The organism is Herbiconiux sp. 11R-BC (assembly GCF_049472555.1).
Classification (GTDB): Bacteria; Actinomycetota; Actinomycetes; order Actinomycetales; family Microbacteriaceae; genus Herbiconiux.
On sequence record NZ_JBCEBO010000005.1, the window covers coordinates 273,447 to 296,201 of the forward strand.

Sequence of the window (22,755 nt, forward strand, 5' to 3'; positions counted from 1 at the left end):
CGGGGAGAGGCGCGTTACGGTGGGCGCATGGAGCTGGTGGAGTTCAGTGCGGATGCCCTCGCGAGCGTCTCGGCGCGCGTCGCCTTCGAGCGGGTGGTGCCACGCGACGACAGCACGCTGTTCCGCGGCTTCCTCGTGCTGCCCGCGGTCACGCGCATCTCCGACGAGACCGGGCCGTGGACGCGACCGGGGGAGCGGCGCCTCGTGCATCTCTCCGACGGCGGCCGGTTCCAGGAGGAGCTCCTGCGCTACGAGCCGCCGGCGACTCCGGATGCGGTGGGCGTGTTCGACTACCGGGTCACCGGCTTCACGAAGCTGCTCGCCCATCTCGTGTCCGACGCCGAAGCGCACTGGCGATACGAGCCCGCGGGGAACGGGTCGCGCATCCGGTGGAGCTACGGCTTCCGGCCGCTGCGCGGGCGGCGCTTCGTGGTGCGGGCGCTGATCGGGCCGATCTGGCTGATGTACATGCGCCGCTCGCTCGCCGAGTGCGTGAGAGTGGCCGAGGGGGCGTGAACGCGAGCTCGGTGCTGCTGACGGGCGGCCGGGCGCCGGTCACGGCCGATCTGGCGCGGCGCTTCGCCGAGGAGGGCGCGTTCGTGGTGGTGGCCGACAGCCAGCCGAACCTGACGGCGGCGTCGGCGGCGGTGGGCGCGGCCTACCGGGTGCCGTCGGCCCGGTTCCGGCCGTGGGAGTTCGCGGCCGCGGTGCAGCAGATCGCCCGACGGCATGCGGCCTCGCTGGTCGTTCCGAGCTGCGAGGAGACGTTCTGGCTCGCGGCGGCGGTGGGATCGGCCGGAGCGGCCTCCGGCGCGGCCGATCCTGCGACCGTACGCCGCCCCGCCGGGGGCGTGAGCGCCGCAGATCGGTTCCGGGATCCCACGCCGGATCTGCGTTTCCTCGCCGAACGCCTGTTCGCGCCGCCCCTCGCCACCCTGCGGGTGCTGCACGACAAGGCGGCTTTCGCGCGTCTGCTCGGGGAGCTCGGCATCGCGCATCCACAGACCGCGGTGGTGTCGTCGGCCATCGCGTGGCGGCGGGCGGCGGCGCGCCGGGGCGCGACCGCGCCCGCGGTGGTCCTGAAGCCCGCGTACTCCCGGTTCGGCACGCGCACCGTGCGGGTGGCGGCCGGCGAGCCGCTTCCGAACGTCGCCGGGGTGTCGCCGGAGCATCCGTGGCTCGTGCAGCGCGAGCTCACCGGTGACGAGTTCTGCGTGAGCGCCGTGGCGGTCGGCGGGCGGATCACCGCCTTCGCCGCGTATCGCCCGGTGTGGCGCGCGGGCACCGGAGCCGCCGTCGCCTTCGAGCGTCTCGACGAGTCGCGGCCCGAGGTCGGCGAGGCGCGCGCCGTCGCCGAGCGGCTGGCCGAACACCTCGGCGTGACCGGCCTCTTCGGGCTCGATCTGCTGCTGGGCGCCGCGGACGCCTCCGCGCTTCCCCGCGTTCACGTGCTCGAGTGCAATCCGCGCGCGACGAGCGGGCTGCACCTGTTCGGCCCGGGCGACGGCCTGGCGGCCGCGTTCTCCGGCCGTCCGGCGGAGGTGCCGGGCCGCCGCGCCGCGCGGCTCGCTCTGCCGCATGCCCTCTACGCGGTAGCGGGCATCCGCCGGCCGTCGGATGCCCGGCGCTTCGTCTCGCAGCTCCACTTTCCGGATGCGCTCCGCCCGGCCGGCGACCGCATCCGCGTGACCGCCCTCCTCCGCTCCCTGGCCGTGCAAGGCGCGACGGCGCGAACGGCCCGGGTGCCGCTGCTGGCCGCCTCCACCCACGACATCGAATGGAACGGCGAGCCGCTGCCCACCCCGCGAGCGGGCGAGCCGACGTGGGATTCGCGTGGCAGGGTGCCGTCGCCCTCCGGGTGTGCGGGCGAGCCGCCGTGGGACTCGCGTGCCGGGGCGCCGTCGCCGGCCGGGCGTGCCGGTGAGCCCCTGCCCGCCTTGTCTGCTGGCGAGCGGCCGGCAGGTTCACGTGCCGGTGAGCCGCTGCCCACCGGGCGTGCCGGGGCGCCGTCGCCGGCCGGGCGTGCCGGCGAGTGGTCCCCGTCTGCATTCCCGGCCCAGCCTGCGAGGGGCGAGTGGGCAGCCCGGCTGGCCGCGCTCAGCGCGGCGGAGGGCGGTACCCGTGCGCTCGCACCCAACATCGACGTGGAGCTCGGCACGATCCCCGTTGCCGGCCACCTCCTGCCGCTCACGCTGCCGAATCGCCACCGCCGCGGAGCGGCCGGGGCCGAGCCCGCCAGTTACGTCGTCTCGCCGCTCACCCACTACGTGCACTACGCCCGCGAGGAGATCGGAGAGCTGCAGTCGCGCCCGGCCCGTCTGCTCGCCCGCGGCGCCGTGGCCGTGCTCGAACGGGTGCTCCGGGCGGGCCGTGTCGACGACATCGCGCTCATCGGCAACGCCCTGGTCTCCACCAACCTCCTGCCCGCGCTCGACGAGGCCGAGGTCGCCACGGTCACCCGCGAGCTCAGCCGCCGGCATCCGCGGCTCGCCATCGGCTGGCGCAGCGTGCACGGCCACGGCTCCGCACTCCCCGACGTGTTGCGGCGCGCGGGCTACCGGCTCATCGCCTCGCGGAGCGTGCTGTTCACCGACACCCGCGGCGCCGAATGGCTGTCGCTGCGCGATGTGCGCCGCGACCGTGCGCTGCTCGAGAGCTCGGGGTACACGGTGCGCCCCGCCGCGGTCGACCCCGCCACCGGCATGTCGGATGCGCCCACCCGCGCCCGCATCGCCGAGCTCTACCGCCTGCTCTACACCGACAAGTACTCCCGGCTGAACCCGCGCTACACGCCGCACTTCATCGGCGTCGCCCAGCGCAGCGGATTCCTCCGCTTCCTGCTGATCGAGCGCCACGAGGAGTCCGTCCCCGGCGATCCGGCGGCTGCCGGGCGCGGCAGCATCGACGCCGTGATCGGCTACACCGTCGCCCACGGGCTCCTCGCCGCCCCGGTGGTCGGCTACGACACCGCGCTTCCGCGCGAGGCCGGGCTGTACCGCATCCTGAGCTACGTCATCGCCCTCACCGCCCACGAGGCCGGCGTCGAGCTGCACGCCTCGAGCGGTGTGGCGGACTTCAAGCGCAACCGGGGCGGAGAACCCGGGCTGGAGTACACGGCCGTGCACACCGGGCATCTGCCGTGGCGCCGTCGGGTCGCCTGGGCCGTGCTCGACACGGTGGTCACCCGCGTGGCCCTGCCGATGGTGGAGCGCCAGGGCCTCTGAGCTGTCGAGGGGTCTGAACGCATGCGCATCGGGCGCTCTGGTCGCGTTTGCTTCGGGCCGGTAGTCATGAGGCGTGAGTTCTGTCAATTCGGAAGCGGCCCGCCTGCTCGGCGCCCGCATCCGCGACGAGCGGCAGAAGTTCGCGATCAACCAGATGGAACTGGCCGAGCTCGCCGGCTTGCATTTCACCAACCTCGGCAAGATCGAGCGTGGCCAGGCGAACCCCTCGCTGCACACCATCCTCCGCATCGCCGGGGCCCTGAACGTGAATCCCGCCGTGCTGCTCGACGGCATGACCGCAGACATGCTGCCCGACCGGCCGCACAAGATCACGGTGGCCGACCTGATCCGGGCACGCGAGGCCGCCGGCGGCTCCTGAGCCCCGTCATCAGAAGCTCACCCGCCAGAGGTATTCGTCTCCGTTGGGCCGGAACCAGCGGATGATGAGCACCGCCGAGCGCGGCAGGGACGAACCGCGGATGTGCAGACGGATCTCCTGCCCCGGCACGAGCAGGAGCGGCGCGGTCGCCCGCATGAGCCCGCTGCCGAGCAGCGTGAACGAGAGCCCGCGCAGGGGCTCCTCGCTCACGTTCCTCAGCCGGTAGCTCTGTGGGGCATCGCGTCGGTCGAGGCGCAGCGGCACGGGATAGGCGTCGGATTCGGTTTCGTGATGTGTGAGGTGACTGCTTGCCATACCCGACATCCAAAACCCCACCACCGACGAACACCCCTCTTCCCGGCGCCCGGCGCTCCGCATGTGGATAACTTCCCCCGACCGGCCTCCTGTGGAGGACTCTCGTCGCGGCGAGCCGGTCTGTGTCGTTTCTGTTTCGGGATGCGGTCCGCGGCCCCGGAAGGTGTCAGACTGAGTGCTTCGTGTGCGCGCGGCGGAGCTCGTGCGGGGCAGATGAGGGATTGATAGGTTGGTGCGGTGAGCTCAGAGTCAGACACTCCAGACAGCGGGGGAGCACCATCTGGCGCCGCACGCACACCGCGGCGCGCGCCCGCCAGAGCGGGCGGTTCCTCGGCCGCGCCGACGCGGCAGCCTGCCAAGCGTCCGGCCGCCCTGAAGCCGGCGGCAGGCCAGAAGTCGGCCGGCCAGAAGCCTGCCGCCGCCCAGAAGCCGGCAGCAGCTCAGAAGCCCACCACACCCGCCAAGCCCACGACCCCTGCGAAGCCCAGCGCGGCGCGCCGGCCCTCGAGCCCCGCCCGTTCGCGCCCGGTGATCGAGGTCGTCACCCTCGAGGAGATCGTGGCCGACGACGAGACCGTCGTGGTCGACGAGACGGCGAGCACGAAGGCCGCACCCGCCCCCGCTCCGGCGGCTCCGGTCAAGCGGCCCTCCGCTCCGCGCAAGCCACCCCAGCGCAAGCCGCGCACCCCCGTCCCGGCTCCCGGCGGCGACGGAGCCGACGCCGCCGCTCCCGCACCGGCGACCACCGCATCCGGGCCGCGCGCGCCCCGCGTTCCGGCCAAGCCGCGCGTGGCTCCCGCCCCGCCCCGGCTCGTCGTGCGCGACCTCGACCCGAACAAGATCGTGCTCTCGATCTCGGGCCTCACCAAGAAGTTCGGCAGCACCACTGCCGTCGCCGGCATCGACATCGACGTGCCCCAGGGCTCGTTCTACGGCATCGTCGGCCCGAACGGCGCAGGCAAGACCACCACGCTCTCGATGGTCACGGGCCTCCTGCGCCCCGACGGCGGATCCGTCACGGTGCTCGAGCAGGACGTGTGGCGCGACCCGGCCGCGGCCAAGCGCCTGATCGGCGTGCTTCCCGACCGTCTCCGGCTGTTCGACCGCCTCACCGGCCGCCAGCTGCTGCACTACTCCGGCACCCTGCGCGGGCTGGATGCGGCCACCGTCAGCCAGCGCGCCGACGACCTCGCCACGGCCTTCGGTCTCGAGGACGCCCTCGGGCGCCTCGTCTCCGACTACTCCGCGGGCATGACGAAGAAGATCGCCCTGGCCTCGTCGATGATCCACTCGCCGCGCATCCTCGTGCTCGACGAGCCCTTCGAATCGGTCGACCCGGTGTCGGCGGCGAACGTCGTGGAGATCCTGCAGAAGTACGTCAACGGCGGCGGCACCGTGGTGCTCTCCAGCCACAGCATGGACATGATCCAGCGCGTCTGCGACCGCGTCGCCATCATCGTCGAGGGCCGCGTGCTCTCGAAGGGAACGGTCGACGAGGTGCGCGAAGGCGGCACCCTAGAACAACGATTCGTCGAACTAGCGGGCGGCCGCAAGAGCGCAGAAGGCATGGAATGGTTGCTGAGTTCCTCCGACTGAGGCTGCGGCTTCTCGGCAACACGTTCCGCCGCAGCACCTCGCAGCAGGTCGGCATCGTGCTCGGTGTGGTCTACGGGGTCATCATGGCCATCGCGCTCGTGGGCGTGCTGTTCGGCCTGCGCGGTGCGGATCCGGATGTCGCGCGCAACATCGTGGTGATCGGCGGCTCGGCCGTGCTGCTGGGCTTCCTCGTGCTGCCGGTGGTCTTCAACGCGCGAGACAGCATGGACCCGCGGGCCTTCTCCCTCTACGGAGTCACCGAGGACCGCGTGGCCGTCGGGGTGTTCGTCGCCGCCTTCGTGAGCGTTCCCGCCGTCGTCGTCACCCTCGCGAGTCTCGCCACCATCGTCACCTGGTCGCAGTCGCCCGGTTCCGCCGTGCTCGCCGTGCTCTCGGCCGTCATCGGCGCGGTCACCTGCGTGCTCGCCGCGCGCATCTCGGTCTCGCTCTCGGCCTTCGCCTTCTCCACCCGCCGCGCGCGGGAGGTCGGCGCGACGGTGGGCGTGCTGCTCGTGCTGCTCGCCGTCCCGGCGCTCCTGCTCCTGGTCATCACGGCCTGGGGGGCCGACGGCCGCAGCTTCTTCTCCGCGCTCGAGAGCATCCTGGGCTGGACCCCGATCGGCGCCGTGTGGGCCATCCCGGCCGACGCGGCGAACGGCGAGTGGGTGCTCGCGGTGCTGAAGCTGCTCATCGCGCTCGCCACCCTGGCGCTGCTCTGGCTCGGTTGGAAGGGCCTCGTCTCGCTCATGCTCGTGACGCCGGGCGGGCCGTCGGAGGTGCGGGAGCACGCTGGGCTCGGTTGGTTCGGGCGGATGCCCGCCACACCGGCCGGCGCGGTCGCCGCCCGCTCGCTCACCTACTGGGGCCGGGACACGCGCTACCCCACGCAGCTCGTGATCGTGCCCGTGGTCCCGCTCATCACGGTGCTCGTCTTCGTGTTCGTGGGTGTGCCGATCGAGTACACGGCCCTGCTGCCGATCCCCATCATGTGCGTGTTCCTCGGCTGGGTCGTGCACAACGACGTGGCCTTCGACAACACGGCGATCTGGCTGCACATCGTCTCGGGCCGCCTCGGACTCGCCGACCGCATCGGCCGCATGATCCCGGCCGTGCTGATCGCCATCCCGCTGATCGGCCTCGGCTCCTTCCTCAGCGTGCTCTTCGCGAACAACCCGGATGCGCTGCCCGCCGTGCTCGGCGCCAGCACCTGCCTCGTGCTCACGGGCCTCGGCCTCGGCAGCATCTTCTCCGCCCGCTTCCCCTACCCGGCCACGCGGCCGCACGACAGCGCCTTCACGCAGCCGCAGTCCACCGGCGCCGCGTCGGTGCTCGCCCAGGGCTTCTCGCTCGTCGGCACGATCGTGCTCTCGCTGCCCTCGATCGTCTACGGCGTGATGGGGGTGTTCGTCGACCCGGACTACTTCTGGGTGTCGCTCTGGACGGGCCTCGGCGTCGGCATCGTGGTGCTCGTCGCGGGCGTCGCCCTCGGTGCGCGCGTGTTCAACCAGCGCGGCCCCGAGATCCTCGCCGCCGCCCAGCGCAACTGACCTCGCCCTTGGGCAGTCGACATCGCCGTCGGGCAACTGACATCGCCCCGGCGCGCACGATCTAGAATCGACTCCATGGTCACATCAGCATTCGCACGCGTCTCCGAGCCCGGAGATCTGCCCGACGGCGGCGGAACGATCACCCTCGACCGCGAGCTCGAGGAGCTGCTGAACACCGAGCAGATCGATCCGGGCGACCACGAGCGCTTCTCGCACTACGTGCAGAAGGAGAAGATCCTCGAGTCGGCGCTCACCGGCAAGCCCGTGAAGGCGCTCTGCGGCAAGAAGTGGACCCCGGGGCGCGACCCCGAGAAGTTCCCGATCTGCCCGACCTGCAAGGAGATCTACGAGAAGATGGCCGACGAGTAGACACCGCGAGTAGACGCCACGAGCGGGCGCCTGCCTCCTCTCGCGCCCAGACTCAGCCCTCCACGTAGACCGTCGGCAGCGCCGGTTCCCCGGCCGCGAGCCGGAACGCCTCCGGCGGCAGTTCCCGGATGGCGGCAGCCCGCCGTGCCCGCGCCGCCTCGACGCCGGCGGCTCCCAGGCAGGCCGGGTCGGCCACCCCGTCGGTGACGAGCCGCGCGTGCAGCCGGCGGCCGCGCACCACGGCGGGTGCGGCCTCGCCGACGTACAGCGACTCCGAGACGGCGGTTCCGGATGCGTCGAGCAGCCGCACCGGATGCTTGCGCCCGCCGTGGGTCGCCTTCTCCGGCGACCGCTTGGCCACCGAGACCCACTCGCCGGCCGAGTCCTGCCGCGCCACGAGCTTGTAGACCATGCCGGCGGCCGGGGAGCCTGATCCGGTGACCACCGAGGTGCCGACGCCGAAGGAGTCCACCGGCGTGGCCGCGAGGGCGGCGATGGTGTACTCGTCGAGGTCGTTGGTGACGGTGATCTTCGTCGCGGTGTTGCCCAGTGCATCCAGTTGCCGGCGCACGGCCGAGACGAGGGTGAGCAGGTCGCCGGAGTCGAGCCGCACGGCGCCGAGCCCGGCACCGGCCACCCGCACGGCCGTCTTCACCCCTTCGGTCACGTCGTAGGTGTCCACGAGCAGGGTCGTCTCCGGGCCGAGCGCGTCGACCTGCGCGCGGAACGCCTCCTCCTCGGAGTCGTGCAGCATGGTGAACGCGTGGGCGGCGGTGCCCATCGTGGGGATGCCCCAGCTGCGCCCGGCCTCGAGGTTCGAGGTGGCGCCGAAGCCGGCGATATAGGCGGCCCGGGCCGCCGCCACGGCCGAGCGTTCCCCGGTGCGCCGCGAGCCCATCTCCGCGAGCGGGCGCCCCTGCGCGGCCGAGACCATGCGCGAGGCGGCACCGGCCACCGAGGAGTCGTAGTTCAGCACGCTGAGCACCAACGTCTCGAGCACGACGCCCTCGGCGAAGCTCGACTCGACCACGAGGATGGGGGAGTTCGGAAAGTAGACCTCGCCCTCGCGATAGCCCGTGATGGTGCCGGTGAAGCGGTAGTCGGCGAGCCAGTCGAGGGTCACCGCGCTCACCACGGCGTTGTCGCGCAGGAACTCGAGCTCGGCGTCGCCGAAGCGGAAGTCGCGGATGAGCTCGAGCAGCCGCCCGGTTCCGGCCACGACACCGTAGCGGCGGCCCGCCGGAAGCGTGCGGCCGAAGGCCTCGAACACGCTCTGCCGCTCGTGCGTCCCTGCACGGATGGCCGCATCGACCATCGTGAGCTCGTAGCGGTCGGTGAGGAGAGCGGTGGACGCGGTCACCCTCCGAGCTTATGCCGTGGCCCGGTCGTCTAGGCTGTCATACCGTGAGTGATGCGCCGATCGGGATCTTCGACTCCGGGGTCGGAGGCCTCACGGTCGCCCGCTCGGTGCGCGACCAGCTGCCGCGCGAGTCCATCCTCTACGTCGGCGACACCGCGCACTCGCCCTACGGGCCGCGCCCGCTCGCCGAGGTGCGGCGCTTCGCCCTCGAGGTGCTCGACGACCTCGTGGCGCAGGACGTCAAGATGCTCGTGATCGCCTGCAACACGGCCTCCGCGGCCATGCTGCGGGATGCCCGTGAGCGCTACAGCGTTCCCGTGGTCGAGGTCATCCAGCCGGCGGTGCGCACGGCCGTGACGGTCACCCGCAACAATCGCGTGGGTGTCATCGGCACCACCGCCACCATCACCTCCCGCGCCTACAACGACGCCTTCGCCGCGGCTCCCCACCTCGAGCTCTTCAGCCAGGCCTGCCCGGAGTTCGTCGAGCACGTCGAGGCGGGAGACACCACGAGCCGCGAGCTGGTGGCGCTGGCCGAGCGCTACCTGACACCCCTCGTCGAGCAGGGCATCGACACCCTGGTGCTCGGCTGCACGCACTACCCGTTCCTCAAGGGCGCCATCTCCTACGTGGTCGGCGACGGCGTGCGGCTCGTCTCGAGCGACACCGAGACCGCCAACGACGTCTACCGCACCCTCGTGCGCACCGGTCTCGAGCGCACGGCGCCCGGCCGCCCGAGCTACCGCTACGAGGCCACCGGCACGAGCGCGGAGGAGTTCCTCCGCCTGGCCGAGCTGTTCCTCGGGCCCGAGGTCGGCTCGGTCGAACTCGTCGAGACCGGAACCATCCCCCTCCCGCCCGTCCCCAGAAGGAGCACCCCGTGACCGACAGCAGCACCGCCACCCGCAAGGACGGCCGCACCGCCGACGAGCTCCGTCCCGTCACCATCGAGCGGGGCTGGAGCGAGCAGGCCGAGGGCTCGGCGCTCGTCTCCTTCGGCAAGACCCGCGTGCTCTGCACAGCCTCGTTCACGAACGGGGTCCCGCGCTGGAAGTCGGGAACGGGCAAGGGCTGGGTGACGGCCGAGTACTCGATGCTGCCGCGCGCCACGAACGACCGCATGGACCGCGAGTCGGTGAAGGGCCGCATCGGTGGTCGCACCCACGAGATCTCGCGCCTGATCGGCCGGTCCCTGCGTGCTGTGGTCGACATGAAGGCCCTCGGCGAGAACACCATCGTCATCGACTGCGACGTGCTGCAGGCCGACGGTGGAACCCGCACCGCCGCCATCACCGGTGCCTACGTCGCGATGGCCGACGCCATCGAGTGGGCACGCGAGAAGAAGTTCATCGGGCAGCGCTCGACCCCGCTCATCGACTCCGTGGCCGCGGTGTCGGTGGGCATCATCGACGGTGAGCCGATGCTCGACCTCGCGTACGTCGAGGACGTTCGCGCCGAGACCGACATGAACGTGGTCGTCACCGGCCGCGGTCTCTTCGTCGAGGTACAGGGCACCGCGGAGGGCGCGCCCTTCGACCGCACCGAGCTGAATTCCCTGCTCGACCTGGCGCTCCTCGGCACCACCGAGCTGGCCGTCCTGCAGAACGCGGTGCTCGCCGCCGGGGCCGAGTAGGGCATCCGGATGCGCGTCGTGCTCGCCACCCACAATCCGCACAAGGTGGAGGAGTTCCAGGGCATCCTGGGCGCGGCTCTGCCGGAGCTCGAGATCGAGCCCTACGACGGCCCGGAGCCGGTGGAGGACGGCACGAGCTTCGACGAGAACGCGCTGATCAAAGCGCGCGCCGCCGCCGCGCACACCGGGCTGCCGGCCCTCGCCGACGACTCGGGCATCTGCGTCGACGTTCTCGGCGGCGCGCCCGGCATCTTCTCGGCGCGCTGGGCGGGGCACGGCAAGGGGGCGGTGGCGAACCTCGACCTACTGCTCGACCAGCTCGCCGACATCGCCGACGAGCACCGCGGCGCCCGTTTCGCCTGCCACATCGCCGTCGTCGTGCCCGCTACCGCGGAGAAGCCGGCCTTCGAGGCCGTGGTCTCCGGCTCCTGGCCCGGGCGACTCGCCCGCGCCGCCCACGGCGGCGGGGGATTCGGCTACGACCCGATCTTCGTGCCCGACGGCCACGACGTGTCGGCGGCCGAACTGACGGCCGACGAGAAGAATGCGATCAGCCACCGGGCCCGGGCCTTCGAGGCCGCCATCCCGGTATTGAGAATGAACGTCATTCCTGACTAGGGGATACGCTGCCTCCCGCGGCTCGGAGGCGGTTACCGTTGATGACATGAGCCACGAGCATTCCGGTCACGACCACGGCAGCGGTGCGAACCGCACGCGGCTCACCATCGCCATCGCCATCGTGGCGACGGTGCTGGTGGTCGAGGCCGTCGGCGCCCTGCTGAGCGGCTCACTGTCGCTGTTCGCCGACGCGGGGCACATGCTCTCCGACCTCGTCGGCCTGATCATCGCCCTCGTCGCCACGATCGTGGCGGCACGCCCGGCGAACGAGCGGCACAGCTACGGCTACCAGCGCGCCGAGGTGTTCGGTGCGCTGGTGAACAGCCTCATCCTCATCGGCGTCGCGGTGTTCGTGACGGTGGAGGCCGTCATCCGGCTGTTCTCGGCCGAACCCGGGGAGGTGCAGGGCGGCCTGATGCTCGCGGTCGCCGGGGTGGGCCTTGTCGCCAACTTCGTCTCGCTGATGGTGCTGCGGGGCGGAGCGAAGACCTCCATCAACATGCGGGGCGCCTACCTCGAGGTGCTCGGCGACCTGCTGGGCTCGATCGCCGTCATCGTGGCCGCCGTCGTGATCCTCACCACAGGCTTCGAGAAGGCGGATGCGATCGCCTCGCTGCTCATCGCCGCGATGATCGTGCCGCGGGCGGTCTCGCTGCTTCGTGATGTGGTGTCGGTTCTCAACCAGTCGACGCCGCCGACCATGGACGTGCAGCAGATCCGCACCCACATCCTCGGCGAGCCCGGTGTGGTCGACGTGCACGACGTGCACGTCTGGGCCATCACCCCGGGGCGATATGTGTTCTCCGCGCACGTCGTGGTGACCCAGGAGGTGTTCGCGCAGGGCGACACGGGCCCGCTGCTCGACACGCTCGGAACGTGCTTGTCGGGCCACTTCGACGTGGAGCACTCCACCTTCCAGCTCGAGCCCACCGAGCACGCCGAGCACGAGGCGAACCCCCACCGATAGCGGGGGCCGCCGCTAGGGCTGGGGCCGGGTGTCGAGGTCGTTGCCGAAGACCTCGGGCTCGAGGGTGAGGCGCTCGGCGGCGCCGGTGATCTCCACTTGCTCCGCGTCCGCCGCCGCGGCGTTCTTCTTCGCCTTGCTGCGCTCGCGCAGGTAGTGGATGACCGTGGGGACCACGGTGAGAACCACGACGCCGATCAGCACGAGGTCGAGGTAGTTCTCGGCGAAGCTCTTCACGATCGGGATCTGGCCGAGCAGGTAGCCGAGCAGCACGATGCCCGAACCCCAGATGAGGGCGCCGATCGCGTTGTAGAGCGAGTAGCGGCGATAGTTCATGTGGCCGACGCCCGCCGCGATGGGCGCGAAGGTGCGCACGATCGGCACGAAGCGCGCCACGACCACGGCGAAGCCGCCGAAGCGCTCGAAGAAGGCGTTGGTGCGCTCGACGTTCTTCACGCTGAACAGCCCGGATTCCTTGCGCTCGAACACGCGCGGGCCGAGCTTGTGGCCGATGAGGTAGCCGACCTCGCCGCCGAGGAAGGCGGCCAGCGAGATCGCCAGGCAGACCCACCAGATGTCGACGCCGAACTTGCCGCTCACGGCGAGCACGCCCGTGAAGAAGAGGAGGGTGTCGCCCGGGAGCAGGAAGCCCACCAGCAGTCCGGTCTCGGCGAACACCACCGCGCAGACCACGAGGAGCGCCACCGGCCCGAAGACTCCGCCCAGGAGCACGTTGGGGTCGAGCCAGGGAATCAGGGAGGTGTGGACAGAGGCGGCGATCACAGGGGTTCTCCAGTCGTCGGGGTGGTGCATCCACCCGGCGGCAATTCGGAATTCAGTACGAGGGTGCGGGAGAAGGGACTTGAACCCTCACGCTCGAAAGCACAGGAACCTAAATCCTGCGTGTCTGCCAATTTCACCACTCCCGCCAGAGTTATTCCAGTCTAGGGGGAGGGGCCTGAGCAGCTTCTCAGCGGCTCGCGGCGGCGATCAGCGCGCGGTGGCGGCTCGACGGTTCGGCACGTAGCGCGGCACGTTCCGCAGCAGGATGCCCGCGCCGATGATGCCGACCACCCCCACCAGCCCGGTGGCGAGCGAGAGCGAGGCCACCGCCACGATGGCCGACACCGCGAGCGGAGCGGCTGCGGCCCCGGCGTCGGCGGTGAAGCGGAAGGCCCCGAGGAAGGGTGCGGGGTTCTGGCGCGGCGCCAGGTCGGCGCTGAGCGTCATGATGATGCCGCTGCCCACGCCGTTCGCCACGCCCATCACGATCGCCACGACGATGAACCACTGCTCGGCGCCCGGCAGGTCGTGGGTGAACGCGAGCACGATGAGGGCGAGTCCCATGCCCACCATCGAGGGCACCACGCTCCAGAGCCGGCCGAAGCGGTCCATGATCTGGCCGCTGGTGTAGAAGAGGGCGAAGTCGGCCGCGGCGCCGATGCCGATCACGAGCGCCGTCGTCGACTCCGGCAGGCCGATGCTCACCGCCCAGAGCGGGAGGATCGCCATTCGGCTCGCCCGCAGAGCTCCCACCACGCCGGCGCCGCTGCCCACCCGCACGAGCACACCCCGGTTGTTCCAGATGGTGCGGAACAGCCCCGCCGACTCGTCGTGCACGAGCTGCTCGCCGGCGTCCGGCTTCGCCTGGTTCGCGGTGGGGTCGGGCAGGAAGAAGAGCAGGATCGTCACCGCGGCCGCGCACACGATCTGCACCCAGAAGGCGGCTTGCACGGTGCCGGTCAGCGCGATGACGGCGGCGCCCACGAAGGGCCCCACGAACCAGCCGCCGCGGAAGGCGCCGCCGAGGGTCGACAGGGCCCGGGCCCGGATGCGCACGGGCACGTAGGCGGTCATGAAGGCCTGGCGGGCGAGGGCGAACACCGCGGCCGAGAGCCCGAGCAGGAAGATGGCCACCCCGAACATGGCCGCGCTCACCGCGAACTGGGCGAGCAGCACGGCCACGATGGCGATCAACCCGGCGAGGATCATCGCCCGCCGTTCGCCGATGCGGGCCACCAGCACTCCGCTCGGGATGTCGCCCACGAGCTGCCCCACCACGATCATGGCGGCGATGAACCCGGCGCCGGCGAGACTCGCCCCGAGCGACGACGCGACAGCCGGGATGATCGGGATGACCGCGCCCTCGCCGATCGCGAAGAGGAAGGCCGGCAGCAGGGCCGGCAACGCGATCGACCGGAAGCGGAACTCGTCGGTCGCGGTCGTCATTCCATCTAGTTTACGCGCGCTAAGCATCCCGGGGTGTCACGTGGTGTACCCGGCCCACAGCGGCTGCCAGGCCCCGACAACTAGACTGATGCTCACAATGCTTGACATCGATCTCTCCGAACAGATTTCCCAGCTCCGCGCCACTTTCGCCGACATCCGCTCGGTCGTCGACGTCGACGCCCTCACGGCGGACATCGCCCGGCTGAGCGAGGAGGCGGGCGCCCCCGACCTGTGGGACGACACCGAGAAGGCCCAGAAGGTGACGAGCGCGCTGAGCCACCGCCAGGGCGAGCTCGCCAGGATCACCTCGATCGAGAACCGCCTCGACGACCTCGAGGTGCTCGTCGAGCTCGCGAACGAGGCCGGCGACGAGGAGTCGGCCGAGGAGGCGCGGGTCGAGCTCGCCTCGATCCAGAAGGTGCTCGGCGACCTCGAGGTGCAGACCCTGCTGAACGGGGAATGGGATGCCCGCCCCGCGGTGATCACCATCCGCTCCGGCGCCGGGGGAGTCGACGCCGCCGATTTCGCCGAGATGCTCATGCGCATGTATCTGCGCTGGGCCGAGAAGCACGGCTACTCGACCACCGTGATGGACACGAGCTACGCGGAGGAGGCGGGCATCAAGTCGGCCACCTTCGAGGTCGACGCCCCCTACGCCTTCGGCACCCTCTCCGTCGAGGCGGGAACCCACCGCCTGGTACGGATGAGCCCCTTCGGCGCGGCCGGCAAGCGCCAGACGAGCTTCGCCGCGGTCGAGGTCATCCCGCTGATGGAGGAGGCCGCCGCGATCGAGATCCCCGAGAACGACATCCGGGTCGACGTCTTCCGCTCCTCGGGCCCCGGCGGCCAGTCGGTGAACACCACCGACTCCGCCGTGCGCATCACCCACCTGCCCACCGGCACCGTGGTGTCGATGCAGAACGAGAAGAGCCAGATCCAGAACCGTGCCGCCGCGATGCGCGTGCTCGCGTCGCGCCTGCTGATCATCCAGCGCGAGCAGGAGGCGGCGCAGAAGAAGGAGCTGGCGGGCACCATCACCGCCAGCTGGGGCGACCAGATGCGCAGCTACGTGCTCGCGCCCTACCAGATGGTCAAAGACCTGCGCACCGACTTCGAGGTCAACAACCCCTCGGCCGTGTTCGACGGCGACCTCGACGGTTTCATCAACGCCGGCATCAAGTGGCGCAAGCAGAAGCACGACTGAGCTTTCTATGAATCGGCGCGTCCTGCGCGTCGCACGCCGGATCTGCGCGGAGCCCTGCTTAGAGTCTTCACGTCATGATTCGCTTTGATCGCGTCACCAAAACGTACCGGGGTACGAAGAGGCCCGCCCTCGACTCCATCGACCTCGAGATCCTGCGGGGGGAGTTCGTCTTCCTCGTGGGGGCCTCCGGCTCGGGCAAGTCGAGCTTCCTGCGCCTGGTGCTCAAGGAGGACCGCCCCACCTCCGGCAACATCCACGTGCTCGGCCAAGACCTGAACGCCATCTCCAACCGCAAGGTGCCCTACTTCCGGCGCAACCTCGGCGTGGTGTTCCAGGACTTCCGGCTCCTGCCCGGCAAGAACGTGTTCGACAACGTGGCCTTCACCCTGCAGGTGATCGGCAAGTCGCGCGGCTTCATCCAGGAGGCCGTCCCCGACGTGCTCCAGATGGTCGGCCTCGCCGAGAAGGCCAACCGCCTCCCGCACGAGCTCTCCGGCGGTGAGCAGCAGCGCGTGGCGATCGCCCGCGCGGTGGTGAACAAGCCCGCCATCCTGCTCGCCGACGAGCCCACCGGAAACCTCGACCCCTCGACCTCCGCCGGCATCATGACGGTGCTCGAGCGCATCAACGCGGGCGGCACCACGGTGGTCATGGCCACGCACGACAATGCCATCGTCGACCACATGAAGCGCCGCGTGATCGAGCTGGTGATGGGGCAGATCGTGCGCGACGAAGACCAGGGCGGCTATGGCATGACCGCCGAGATCGCCCTACAGGACAGCGGGCTCACCGCGGAGATCGCCCTCTCCGAGGGGCTCGTGCGACCGGTCGGGCCGGCCCAGCCGCACGTCGCGCCTCCGCGCTACGCCCCGCCGATGCCGCCGAACACGCAGTCGGTGCCCGTGCAGCGCGCGGCGTCGACGACCGGCGCCGTTCCGGTCGCCGTGTCCGCATCGCAGCCGGTCCCCGTGCAGCAGTCCGCGCCCGTGCAGCAGCAGCCGGCTCCGGTGCAGCCCCAGTACGCGCCCGCCGCACCGCAGTACGCCCCGGCGCCCGCGGCGGCACAGCCCGCCGCCCCGGCCCCGGCGACTCCGCCCATCCCGGTGGGCCATCAGCAAGCCGACCCGCGCGACCCCGCCACCGAGTCGCTGAGCCTCGCCGAGAAGCTCGGCCTCCGTGCGCCCGGCGCGCCCGCCGATCCGGCGAAAGACCAGAACGTGGGGCCGACGACGTGAGATTCGCACTCATCCTGGGTGAGGTCGGTACCGGCCTCAAGCGCAACGTGTCGATGGTCATCTCGGTCGTGCTCGTGACCTTCATCTCGCTCACCTTCGTGGGCGCCGCCATCCTGCTGCAGATGCAGATCGGCCAGATGAAGAGCTTCTGGTACGACAAGGCGCAGGTGGCGGTCTACATGTGCACCGCCACCTCGGGCGGCGACACCTGCTCGGGCGGTGAGGCGAACGCCGACCAGATCGCCGCCGTGCAGGCGCAGCTCGACTCGCCGACGCTGCAGCCCTTCATCGACAAGTACTACTTCGAAGACCACCAGCAGGCCTACGACAACTTCCAGAAGCAGTTCGCCGGCAACGCGGTCACGCAGTACGTGACGGCCGACCTGCTGAACCAGACCTTCTGGGTGAACCTGAAAGACCCCTCGCAGTCGGCGGTGCTGGTCGAGAGTCTCTCCGGGCTCGCGGGCGTCGAGAGCGTCACCGACCAGCGCAGCTACCTCGAGCAGATCTTCTCGATCCTCTCCGCTGCGAGCTACACGGCGATCGGCATCGCCGCGCTGATGCTCGTGGCGGCGGTGCTCCTGATTGCCACGACCATCCGGCTCTCCGCCTTCTCGAGAAGGCGGGAACTCGGCATCATGCGGCTGGTGGGCGCTTCGAACCGCTTCATCCAGACCCCGTTCATCCTCGAGGGCATCATCGCCTCGCTGATCGGGTCGGTGCTCGCCGGCGCCGCCGTGTGGGGCATCGTGCACTTCTTCGTGCAGGGCTACCTCGCCTCGACGCTGCCGTTCACCTCCTTCGTGAGCGACACGGATGCCTTCCTCGTCATCCCGATCTTGATCGTGGTGGGCGCGCTGCTGGCGGCGTTCTCGGCGAAGTTCGCCATCACGCGCTACCTCAAGGTCTGACGCGGCCCCGTTCGCAGGTAGACTGATGGGCTGCCGGATTTCCCCGGCCCCCGGGTCCATCAGGTCCCGGCCATCGATTCCAGGAGAGTGCCGTGCCACGCGAACGCGGACAGAAGGTCGTCGCGACCAACCGCCGGGCGCGCCACGACTACACCATCGAAGACACCTATGAGGCCGGCCTGGTGCTCACGGGCACCGAGGTGAAGTCGCTGCGAGCCGGCCGTGCGTCGCTCGTCGACGGCTACGCCTTCGTGGAGGGCGGCGAGGCCTGGCTCGACGCGGTGCACATCCCGGAGTACAACGAGGGCACCTGGAACAACCACCCGCCCCGCCGCAAGCGCAAGCTGCTGCTCCACAAGGAGCAGATCGTGAAGATCTCGCACAAGACGAAAGAGGGCGGCTACACCCTCATTCCGCTCTCGCTCTATTTCAGCGACGGGCGAGCGAAGGTCGAGATCGGGGTGGCGAAGGGCAAGCGCGAGTATGACAAGCGTCAGGCCCTCCGCGAGCGGCAGGACAAGCGCGAGGCCGACCGCGCCATCTCGGCGCGCCGCAACCTCGGTGACTGACCGGGCCCGACCGGTTTCTGCGCGAAGAGCCTCGAGCATCGAAAATACGTCGCCGCTCTCTGCTCTTCGTGCAGAAATCGGTCACCACCTCAGTCTGGCAGGCCGTACTCCACGCCGGTGAGGCGCTCCGCCTCGGCCCAGAGCCGGCGCCCGATGGCCGGGTCTCTGGCGTAGGCCTTCGCGCCCACCACCGTGGGGGCGCCCTTGAGCTGCCGCCAGCCGTCGGGGCCCCAGTACTGGCCGCCCTCGGCCTGAGGGTCGACCGCGGCCGCCACGATCGGCCAGGCACCGACGTCTTTGCCCTGCCCGATCGTGCGATACGCCGCGCGGGTGATCGGGTTGCCGCGCTTGGGGCGGGGCAGGATGTCGCGATCGGGGGCGAGCTCGTCGACGGAGAACCCCGGATGCGCGACGATGCTCGCGACATCGGCCCCCGCCAGCCGTAGCCGACGGTCCAGTTCGAAGGCATAGGTCATCACGGCGAGCTTCGACCGCCCGTAGCTGCGGAACTCCCGGAACCTCCGTGCGCTCTGCAGGTCGTCGAGGTCGAGGCGGAAGAACTCGTGGCTGATGCTGCCGAGGTGCACGATGCGGGTGCCCGGATGAGCGGCCAAGGAGGGCAGCATCCGCCCGATCAGCGCGAAGTGGCCGAGGAAGTTGGTGCCGATCATGGTCTCGAAGCCGTCGACGGTCTCCGTGCGGCCGCGCGTGGCGAGCATGCCCGCGTTGGCGACGAGGGCGTCGATGCGGCCGAGCGCGGAGAGCTCCTCCGCGGCCCGGGCCACCGAACCGAGTTCGGCGAGGTCGAGGTGCACGAAGCGGGCATCGGCGCCGGGCGCGTGCGCTCTCAGCGAGGCGAGCGCCGCGGCGCCCTTCTCGGAGCTGCGGGCGGCGATCACCACGGAGGCGCCGGCCTGTGCGAGCTGTTCGCTCGCCCAGTAGCCGAGGCCGCCGGTGCCGCCCGTGACCACGATCGTGCGGCCGGTGAGAGCGGGGAGCGCCGGGCGACGGGCGGCGCTCATGCGCGAGCCGTCGTGGCCGAGAAGCGGGCGTGCACGGTGGCCTCCACCGTGATGGCGTTCGGCCGCAGCTCCATCCCGCCACCGGCCGGCGCGGAGCGGGCCATCGACAGGGCCGCGAGATGCACTCCGCCGGCAGGTGCAGGGTGCTCGAGCATCCCCGGGTCGGAGAGCGAGAGGGGGACGAGTTCGGCGAGGCCGAGGGCCTCCGCGTACTCGCGCGCCTTGACGAGCGCATCTGCGATCGCCTCGCGGCGGGCCGCGGCCTCGAGCTCCTTCTCGGTCGCGGGGGCGAGCAGCCACTCGATGCCGTCGACGGCGATCCCGTCGCGGATGGCGACGACGTCGATCCATTCCGAGAGCGCCTCGAAGTCGTCGAAGTCGGCGTCGACGAAGACGGCGCTGTGGAACTCGACCGGGAGCTTCGTGCCGTCCTGGCTCCACGGCCGCTGCCCCCACACCCGGATCTGCTCGGAGTGCCAGGTGATGACCGGCCCGGCGCTCGCGTCGAGGATCGCGTCGAGCGAGCCGGTGAGCGACTCGTGCGCCGCGCGAGTGGCCGCGAGCACGCTGTCGCGCTTCGAGCCCTCGAAGCCCACGCCGATGCGCACGCGTGCTCTCTCCGGGTCGCGGTGGAGGCGGCTCGAACCCGCCACGGTGATGATGGTCTCGGACATGCTGCCTACGATATTCCCTGTGCCTGTGGTTCACAGGCGGCCGAATCCGTCGTAGACTAGAGGGCTGCCTCCGGCACCCTGGTGCGAGCGGCGGCATTTGGAAACTCAACAGCGTGCGACAACGACCCGCCAGGGGGATGATCGGTTTCGACATCGCCTGCGAAACTGCGAGAAGCGGGTCGAGGATGCGGGGTTATCTCGTTAACGCCCTCCGCAAACTATAAGTGCCAATTCAAACAGCACTGTTGCGGCCAAGAAGGCCTCCTACACCCTCGCGGCGTAGGACTTCCTTCCTAGCTAACTAAGCAACTGTCGGTCCGGGAATGCTCTCTACCCGGGTTCCGGCATTATCCAGAGAGATTGCTGCGTGATCGTGTCTCAGGGTCACGCGGGACTTGCACTGTGACTGAGCTCGTCGACCTGGATGCCTGTGGCAAAGGCCGGAGCTGAGAAAACGTCTGCACAGGCTACGCCCGTAGAAGGCGCAGAATCACAGCGATGGACGGGGGTTCAATTCCCCCCATCTCCACCATCGGTCGTTGTCGCACGCTGTCGGGTTCCAGAAGTGACATTTCCTTGAGTTTCGCTAAGATCGAATCGGGTGAGTATTCCTCACCGCCGATCGAGCGAAAGAGACTCTCATGCGCCGTGCTTCCCTTCTCACCGCAGCGGCCCTCTCGGGCGTGGTGCTCCTCACCACCGGCCTCTCGGCCTGCACCGCCGGCTCCTCGCCGTCGGGCGGGGCCGCCGACTTCTCGGGCGTGCAGTCGGCGACCATCCAGATCGAGTCCGAGGGGACGTTCGCGAACCCCGACAACGGGCAGACCGAGGAGCAGGCCGGTCTCGGCTCGGGCTTCTTCATCTCCTCCGACGGACTGGCCATCACGAACAACCACGTGGTGGTCGGCGCCGGCACCATGAAGGTGCACGTCGGCGGGGGCGACACGGTCTACAACGCGCAGATCCTCGGCTCCTCGGAGTGTCTCGACCTCGCGGTCATCAAGGTCGACGGCACCGGCTTCCCCTTCCTCGCCTGGCAGAAGGGCGACATCGCCACCGGCGAAGAGGTCTACGCGGCGGGCTTCCCGCTCGGCGATCCGGAGTTCACCCTCACGAAGGGCATCGTGTCCAAGAGCGCGGCGCAGGGCCAGACCGCCTGGGCCTCGATCGACCAGGTGATCGAGCACGACGCGAAGATCCGGCCCGGCAACTCGGGCGGCCCCCTGGTCAACGCGAAGGGCGAGGTCGTCGGCGTCAACTACGCCAGCGTGGCCGAACTCGACTCGAACTTCGCCATCCACCGTGACGCCGCGCAGGCCGTGGTGCAGCAGCTCATCGACAAGACCGACGTGCAGAGCCTCGGGGTGAATGCCCAGGCCCTCCCGCTCGACAGCGCGGGATCTCCGAGCGGCGTGTGGGTGAGCTCGGTCAAGGCCGGTTCCCCGGCCGATGCGGCCGGCATCCAGCCCGGAGACGTGCTGCTGCGGATGGCGGGCAAGTCGCTCGCGGCGGACGGCACGCTGCAGGAGTACTGCGACGTCATCCGCACCCAGGGCACCGACGGCACGATCGACGTCGACGTCTACCGGCCCTCCGAAGACGCGCTCTACCGCGGCCAGTTCAACGGCAAGGCGCTCACCGCGGTGACGGTGCCGGGCATCGGAGCCTCCTCGGGCGGCGACGACGGTCGCACGTACACGACGATCACCGACCAGTCCGGAACCCTGAGCATGGAGGTGCCCTCCGACTGGACCGACGTCGACGGTGCCCCGTTCACCTCCGACACCGGGCGCAAGTTCCTCGACCTGCGGGCGAGCACGAGCCTGCAGCAGTTCTCCGATTCCTGGGGCACCTCCGGAGCCACGCTCTCGGCGTCGCCTGCCACCGACGAAGCCGCCCTCGACCCGCAGGTGATCTTCGACTCCTACGCGTCGCTCACGGCGCAGTGCGGGGCGCCCAAGGCGGATGCCTACAGTGACGGCGTCTACACGGGCCAGTACCGCTACTACTCCGGCTGCGGCGGGCAGAGCGACTTCGTGATCGTGGTGGCCTACCCGGCCGACACCAGCTACGTGCTGGTGGTGACGGTCGCGATCGCGAGCCAGGCCGACCTCCCCGCGATCGAGCACGTGATGGGGAGCTTCGCGGCCACCTTCTAGGGCGGGTCTGACCCGCCCGAGCGGCGAGGCGGGTTTATCAGGCCAGAGCCTCGCCCGTGGGGTCGGGGGCGGAGGCGTCTTCCAGGGCGACTCCGCCGACCGGCGTGCCCTCCCAGTGGGTGGCGACCCAGCCGTCATCCGGCGAGCCCTCGAGCGTCACGACACCGGTGTTCTCGAGCACGTGGGTGCGGCTGAACTCGGCGTCGAGGTTCTGGGCCGACCAGCAGCCCCAGGTGCGGATGGCCGCGCCGTGGCTGACCACGGCGACCGTGCCGTCGGGGTGGTCGGCGTACACCTCCGCGATGGCTGCGGTGTAGCGCTCGGAGAACTCGGCGCCGTTCTCCCCGCCGGGGATGCGGCCCTCGAAGCTCGACCACCAGGAGAAGATCGTGCCCATGTAGAGCCGGATCGCCTCCTCGTCGCTGCGCCCCTCGAGATCGCCCGCATCGATCTCCTGCAGGCCGTCGACGATGCGGGGCTCGAGACCGAGCGCCGCCGCGAGCGGGGCGGCGGTCTGCTGGGTGCGGGTCATCGTGCTCACCACGACGGCGTCGATCGCCTCACCGGCCAGCGCCGCGGGGATCGCCGCGGCCTGCGCCCTTCCGAGCTCGGTGAGCCCGGGGCCGGGAACCACCGTTCCGAGTGCTCCGTGCACGTTGTCGATGGTCTGGCCGTGTCTGATCAAGAGAAGTCGCATCCCCTCCACCTTATGACCGCGGAGCGTACGCTGGGTGGCGTCGGGAAGGA

At 70.5% G+C, this 22,755-nt stretch carries 22 protein-coding genes, 1 tRNA gene and 1 other RNA gene; 16 read left to right on the forward strand and 8 right to left on the reverse strand.

The features are described from left to right. The first annotated feature begins 27 nt into the window (after nucleotides 1–27). From VD659_RS13980 to VD659_RS13990, 3 genes are all read left to right on the forward strand, one after another. Nucleotides 28–516 carry an SRPBCC family protein gene (locus VD659_RS13980; protein ID WP_423261683.1) on the forward strand — a complete coding sequence of 163 codons (489 nt, stop codon included), beginning with the start codon at nucleotides 28–30 and terminating at the stop codon, nucleotides 514–516. After that, on the forward strand, nucleotides 513–3,224 hold the full coding sequence (locus VD659_RS13985) for an ATP-grasp domain-containing protein (protein WP_423261684.1): 2,712 nt from the start codon (nucleotides 513–515) through the stop codon (nucleotides 3,222–3,224). Before VD659_RS13980 ends, VD659_RS13985 begins: the two co-directional genes overlap by 4 nt. A 73-nt stretch (nucleotides 3,225–3,297) precedes the next feature. Continuing rightward, on the forward strand, nucleotides 3,298–3,603 hold the full coding sequence (locus VD659_RS13990) for a helix-turn-helix domain-containing protein (protein WP_423261685.1): 306 nt from the start codon (nucleotides 3,298–3,300) through the stop codon (nucleotides 3,601–3,603). Between the two features lie 9 nt (nucleotides 3,604–3,612). Here VD659_RS13990 and VD659_RS13995 read toward each other — a convergent pair whose 3' ends face one another. Beyond that, nucleotides 3,613–3,813: a hypothetical protein gene (locus VD659_RS13995; protein ID WP_423261686.1), complete on the reverse strand. Its 201-nt coding sequence runs from the start codon at nucleotides 3,811–3,813 to the stop codon at nucleotides 3,613–3,615. Nucleotides 3,814–4,155: 342 nt separating this feature from the next. On the opposite strand from VD659_RS13995, the gene VD659_RS14000 reads away from it, so the two are divergent. The 3 genes from VD659_RS14000 to VD659_RS14010 all read left to right on the forward strand — a co-directional run bounded on the left by VD659_RS14000 (nucleotide 4,156) and on the right by VD659_RS14010 (nucleotide 7,430). Then, nucleotides 4,156–5,514, forward strand: coding sequence for an ABC transporter ATP-binding protein (locus VD659_RS14000; protein ID WP_423261687.1), 1,359 nt, complete (start codon nucleotides 4,156–4,158; stop codon nucleotides 5,512–5,514). Next, nucleotides 5,490–7,061 carry an ABC transporter permease gene (locus tag VD659_RS14005; RefSeq protein ID WP_423261688.1) on the forward strand — a complete coding sequence of 524 codons (1,572 nt, stop codon included), beginning with the start codon at nucleotides 5,490–5,492 and terminating at the stop codon, nucleotides 7,059–7,061. Before VD659_RS14000 ends, VD659_RS14005 begins: the two co-directional genes overlap by 25 nt. Before the next feature lie 75 nt (nucleotides 7,062–7,136). Further along, entirely contained in the window at nucleotides 7,137–7,430 is a 294-nt protein-coding gene (locus tag VD659_RS14010) for a DUF3039 domain-containing protein (protein WP_137836927.1), read from the forward strand. A 52-nt stretch (nucleotides 7,431–7,482) separates the two neighbouring features. Here the strand turns inward: VD659_RS14010 and VD659_RS14015 are convergent, their stop codons facing one another. Beyond that, the gene (locus VD659_RS14015) at nucleotides 7,483–8,790 is read right to left on the reverse strand and encodes a nicotinate phosphoribosyltransferase (RefSeq protein ID WP_423261689.1); all 1,308 of its coding nucleotides are present in this window, start codon (nucleotides 8,788–8,790) and stop codon (nucleotides 7,483–7,485) included. A 44-nt stretch (nucleotides 8,791–8,834) separates the two neighbouring features. Here VD659_RS14015 and murI point away from each other — a divergent pair, with 44 nt between their 5' ends. The 4 genes from murI to VD659_RS14035 are packed head-to-tail and all read left to right on the forward strand — an operon-like array spanning nucleotide 8,835 to nucleotide 12,008. Further along, nucleotides 8,835–9,674 (forward strand): glutamate racemase, encoded by an 840-nt coding sequence (murI, locus tag VD659_RS14020; protein ID WP_423261690.1) that lies wholly within the window; start codon nucleotides 8,835–8,837, stop codon nucleotides 9,672–9,674. Beyond that, nucleotides 9,671–10,423: a ribonuclease PH gene (gene rph / locus VD659_RS14025; protein ID WP_423261691.1), complete on the forward strand. Its 753-nt coding sequence runs from the start codon at nucleotides 9,671–9,673 to the stop codon at nucleotides 10,421–10,423. The genes murI and rph overlap by 4 nt, the downstream gene beginning before the upstream one ends. Before the next feature lie 9 nt (nucleotides 10,424–10,432). Further along, the gene (rdgB, locus tag VD659_RS14030; protein ID WP_423261692.1) at nucleotides 10,433–11,041 is read left to right on the forward strand and encodes an RdgB/HAM1 family non-canonical purine NTP pyrophosphatase; all 609 of its coding nucleotides are present in this window, start codon (nucleotides 10,433–10,435) and stop codon (nucleotides 11,039–11,041) included. A 46-nt stretch (nucleotides 11,042–11,087) separates the two neighbouring features. After that, on the forward strand, nucleotides 11,088–12,008 hold the full coding sequence (locus VD659_RS14035) for a cation diffusion facilitator family transporter (RefSeq protein ID WP_423261693.1): 921 nt from the start codon (nucleotides 11,088–11,090) through the stop codon (nucleotides 12,006–12,008). A 12-nt stretch (nucleotides 12,009–12,020) separates the two neighbouring features. Here the strand turns inward: VD659_RS14035 and VD659_RS14040 are convergent, their stop codons facing one another. The 3 genes from VD659_RS14040 to VD659_RS14050 all read right to left on the reverse strand — a co-directional run bounded on the left by VD659_RS14040 (nucleotide 12,021) and on the right by VD659_RS14050 (nucleotide 14,234). After that, on the reverse strand, nucleotides 12,021–12,818 hold the full coding sequence (locus VD659_RS14040) for a DedA family protein (protein ID WP_423261694.1): 798 nt from the start codon (nucleotides 12,816–12,818) through the stop codon (nucleotides 12,021–12,023). Nucleotides 12,819–12,852: 34 nt separating this feature from the next. Then, nucleotides 12,853–12,934: transfer RNA gene (locus tag VD659_RS14045), tRNA-Leu, on the reverse strand. A 61-nt stretch (nucleotides 12,935–12,995) separates the two neighbouring features. Then, nucleotides 12,996–14,234 (reverse strand): MFS transporter, encoded by a 1,239-nt coding sequence (locus VD659_RS14050; RefSeq protein WP_423261695.1) that lies wholly within the window; start codon nucleotides 14,232–14,234, stop codon nucleotides 12,996–12,998. 97 nt (nucleotides 14,235–14,331) lie between these two features. On the opposite strand from VD659_RS14050, the gene prfB reads away from it, so the two are divergent. The 4 genes from prfB to smpB all read left to right on the forward strand — a co-directional run bounded on the left by prfB (nucleotide 14,332) and on the right by smpB (nucleotide 18,153). Then, nucleotides 14,332–15,438 (forward strand): peptide chain release factor 2, encoded by a 1,107-nt coding sequence (prfB, locus tag VD659_RS14055; RefSeq protein ID WP_423261696.1) that lies wholly within the window; start codon nucleotides 14,332–14,334, stop codon nucleotides 15,436–15,438. A 74-nt stretch (nucleotides 15,439–15,512) separates the two neighbouring features. Further along, nucleotides 15,513–16,673 carry a cell division ATP-binding protein FtsE gene (gene ftsE / locus VD659_RS14060; protein ID WP_423261697.1) on the forward strand — a complete coding sequence of 387 codons (1,161 nt, stop codon included), beginning with the start codon at nucleotides 15,513–15,515 and terminating at the stop codon, nucleotides 16,671–16,673. After that, a complete protein-coding gene (ftsX, locus tag VD659_RS14065) occupies nucleotides 16,670–17,584 on the forward strand; it encodes a permease-like cell division protein FtsX (RefSeq protein WP_423261698.1) in 915 nt (304 codons plus the stop codon). Before ftsE ends, ftsX begins: the two co-directional genes overlap by 4 nt. A gap of 92 nt (nucleotides 17,585–17,676) precedes the next feature. Next, the gene (smpB, locus tag VD659_RS14070) at nucleotides 17,677–18,153 is read left to right on the forward strand and encodes an SsrA-binding protein SmpB (protein ID WP_423261699.1); all 477 of its coding nucleotides are present in this window, start codon (nucleotides 17,677–17,679) and stop codon (nucleotides 18,151–18,153) included. Between the two features lie 89 nt (nucleotides 18,154–18,242). Here the strand turns inward: smpB and VD659_RS14075 are convergent, their stop codons facing one another. Further along, nucleotides 18,243–19,175 (reverse strand): oxidoreductase, encoded by a 933-nt coding sequence (locus tag VD659_RS14075; protein ID WP_423261700.1) that lies wholly within the window; start codon nucleotides 19,173–19,175, stop codon nucleotides 18,243–18,245. Beyond that, nucleotides 19,172–19,849 (reverse strand): SIMPL domain-containing protein, encoded by a 678-nt coding sequence (locus VD659_RS14080; protein ID WP_423261701.1) that lies wholly within the window; start codon nucleotides 19,847–19,849, stop codon nucleotides 19,172–19,174. Before VD659_RS14080 ends, VD659_RS14075 begins: the two co-directional genes overlap by 4 nt. 133 nt (nucleotides 19,850–19,982) lie before the next feature. On the opposite strand from VD659_RS14080, the gene ssrA reads away from it, so the two are divergent. Next, nucleotides 19,983–20,381: a transfer-messenger RNA gene (gene ssrA / locus VD659_RS14085) on the forward strand. A 109-nt stretch (nucleotides 20,382–20,490) separates the two neighbouring features. After that, entirely contained in the window at nucleotides 20,491–22,008 is a 1,518-nt protein-coding gene (locus VD659_RS14090) for a S1C family serine protease (protein WP_423261702.1), read from the forward strand. Nucleotides 22,009–22,045: 37 nt separating this feature from the next. Here the strand turns inward: VD659_RS14090 and VD659_RS14095 are convergent, their stop codons facing one another. Further along, nucleotides 22,046–22,705 (reverse strand): histidine phosphatase family protein, encoded by a 660-nt coding sequence (locus VD659_RS14095; RefSeq protein WP_423261703.1) that lies wholly within the window; start codon nucleotides 22,703–22,705, stop codon nucleotides 22,046–22,048. Nucleotides 22,706–22,755 lie beyond the last annotated feature (50 nt).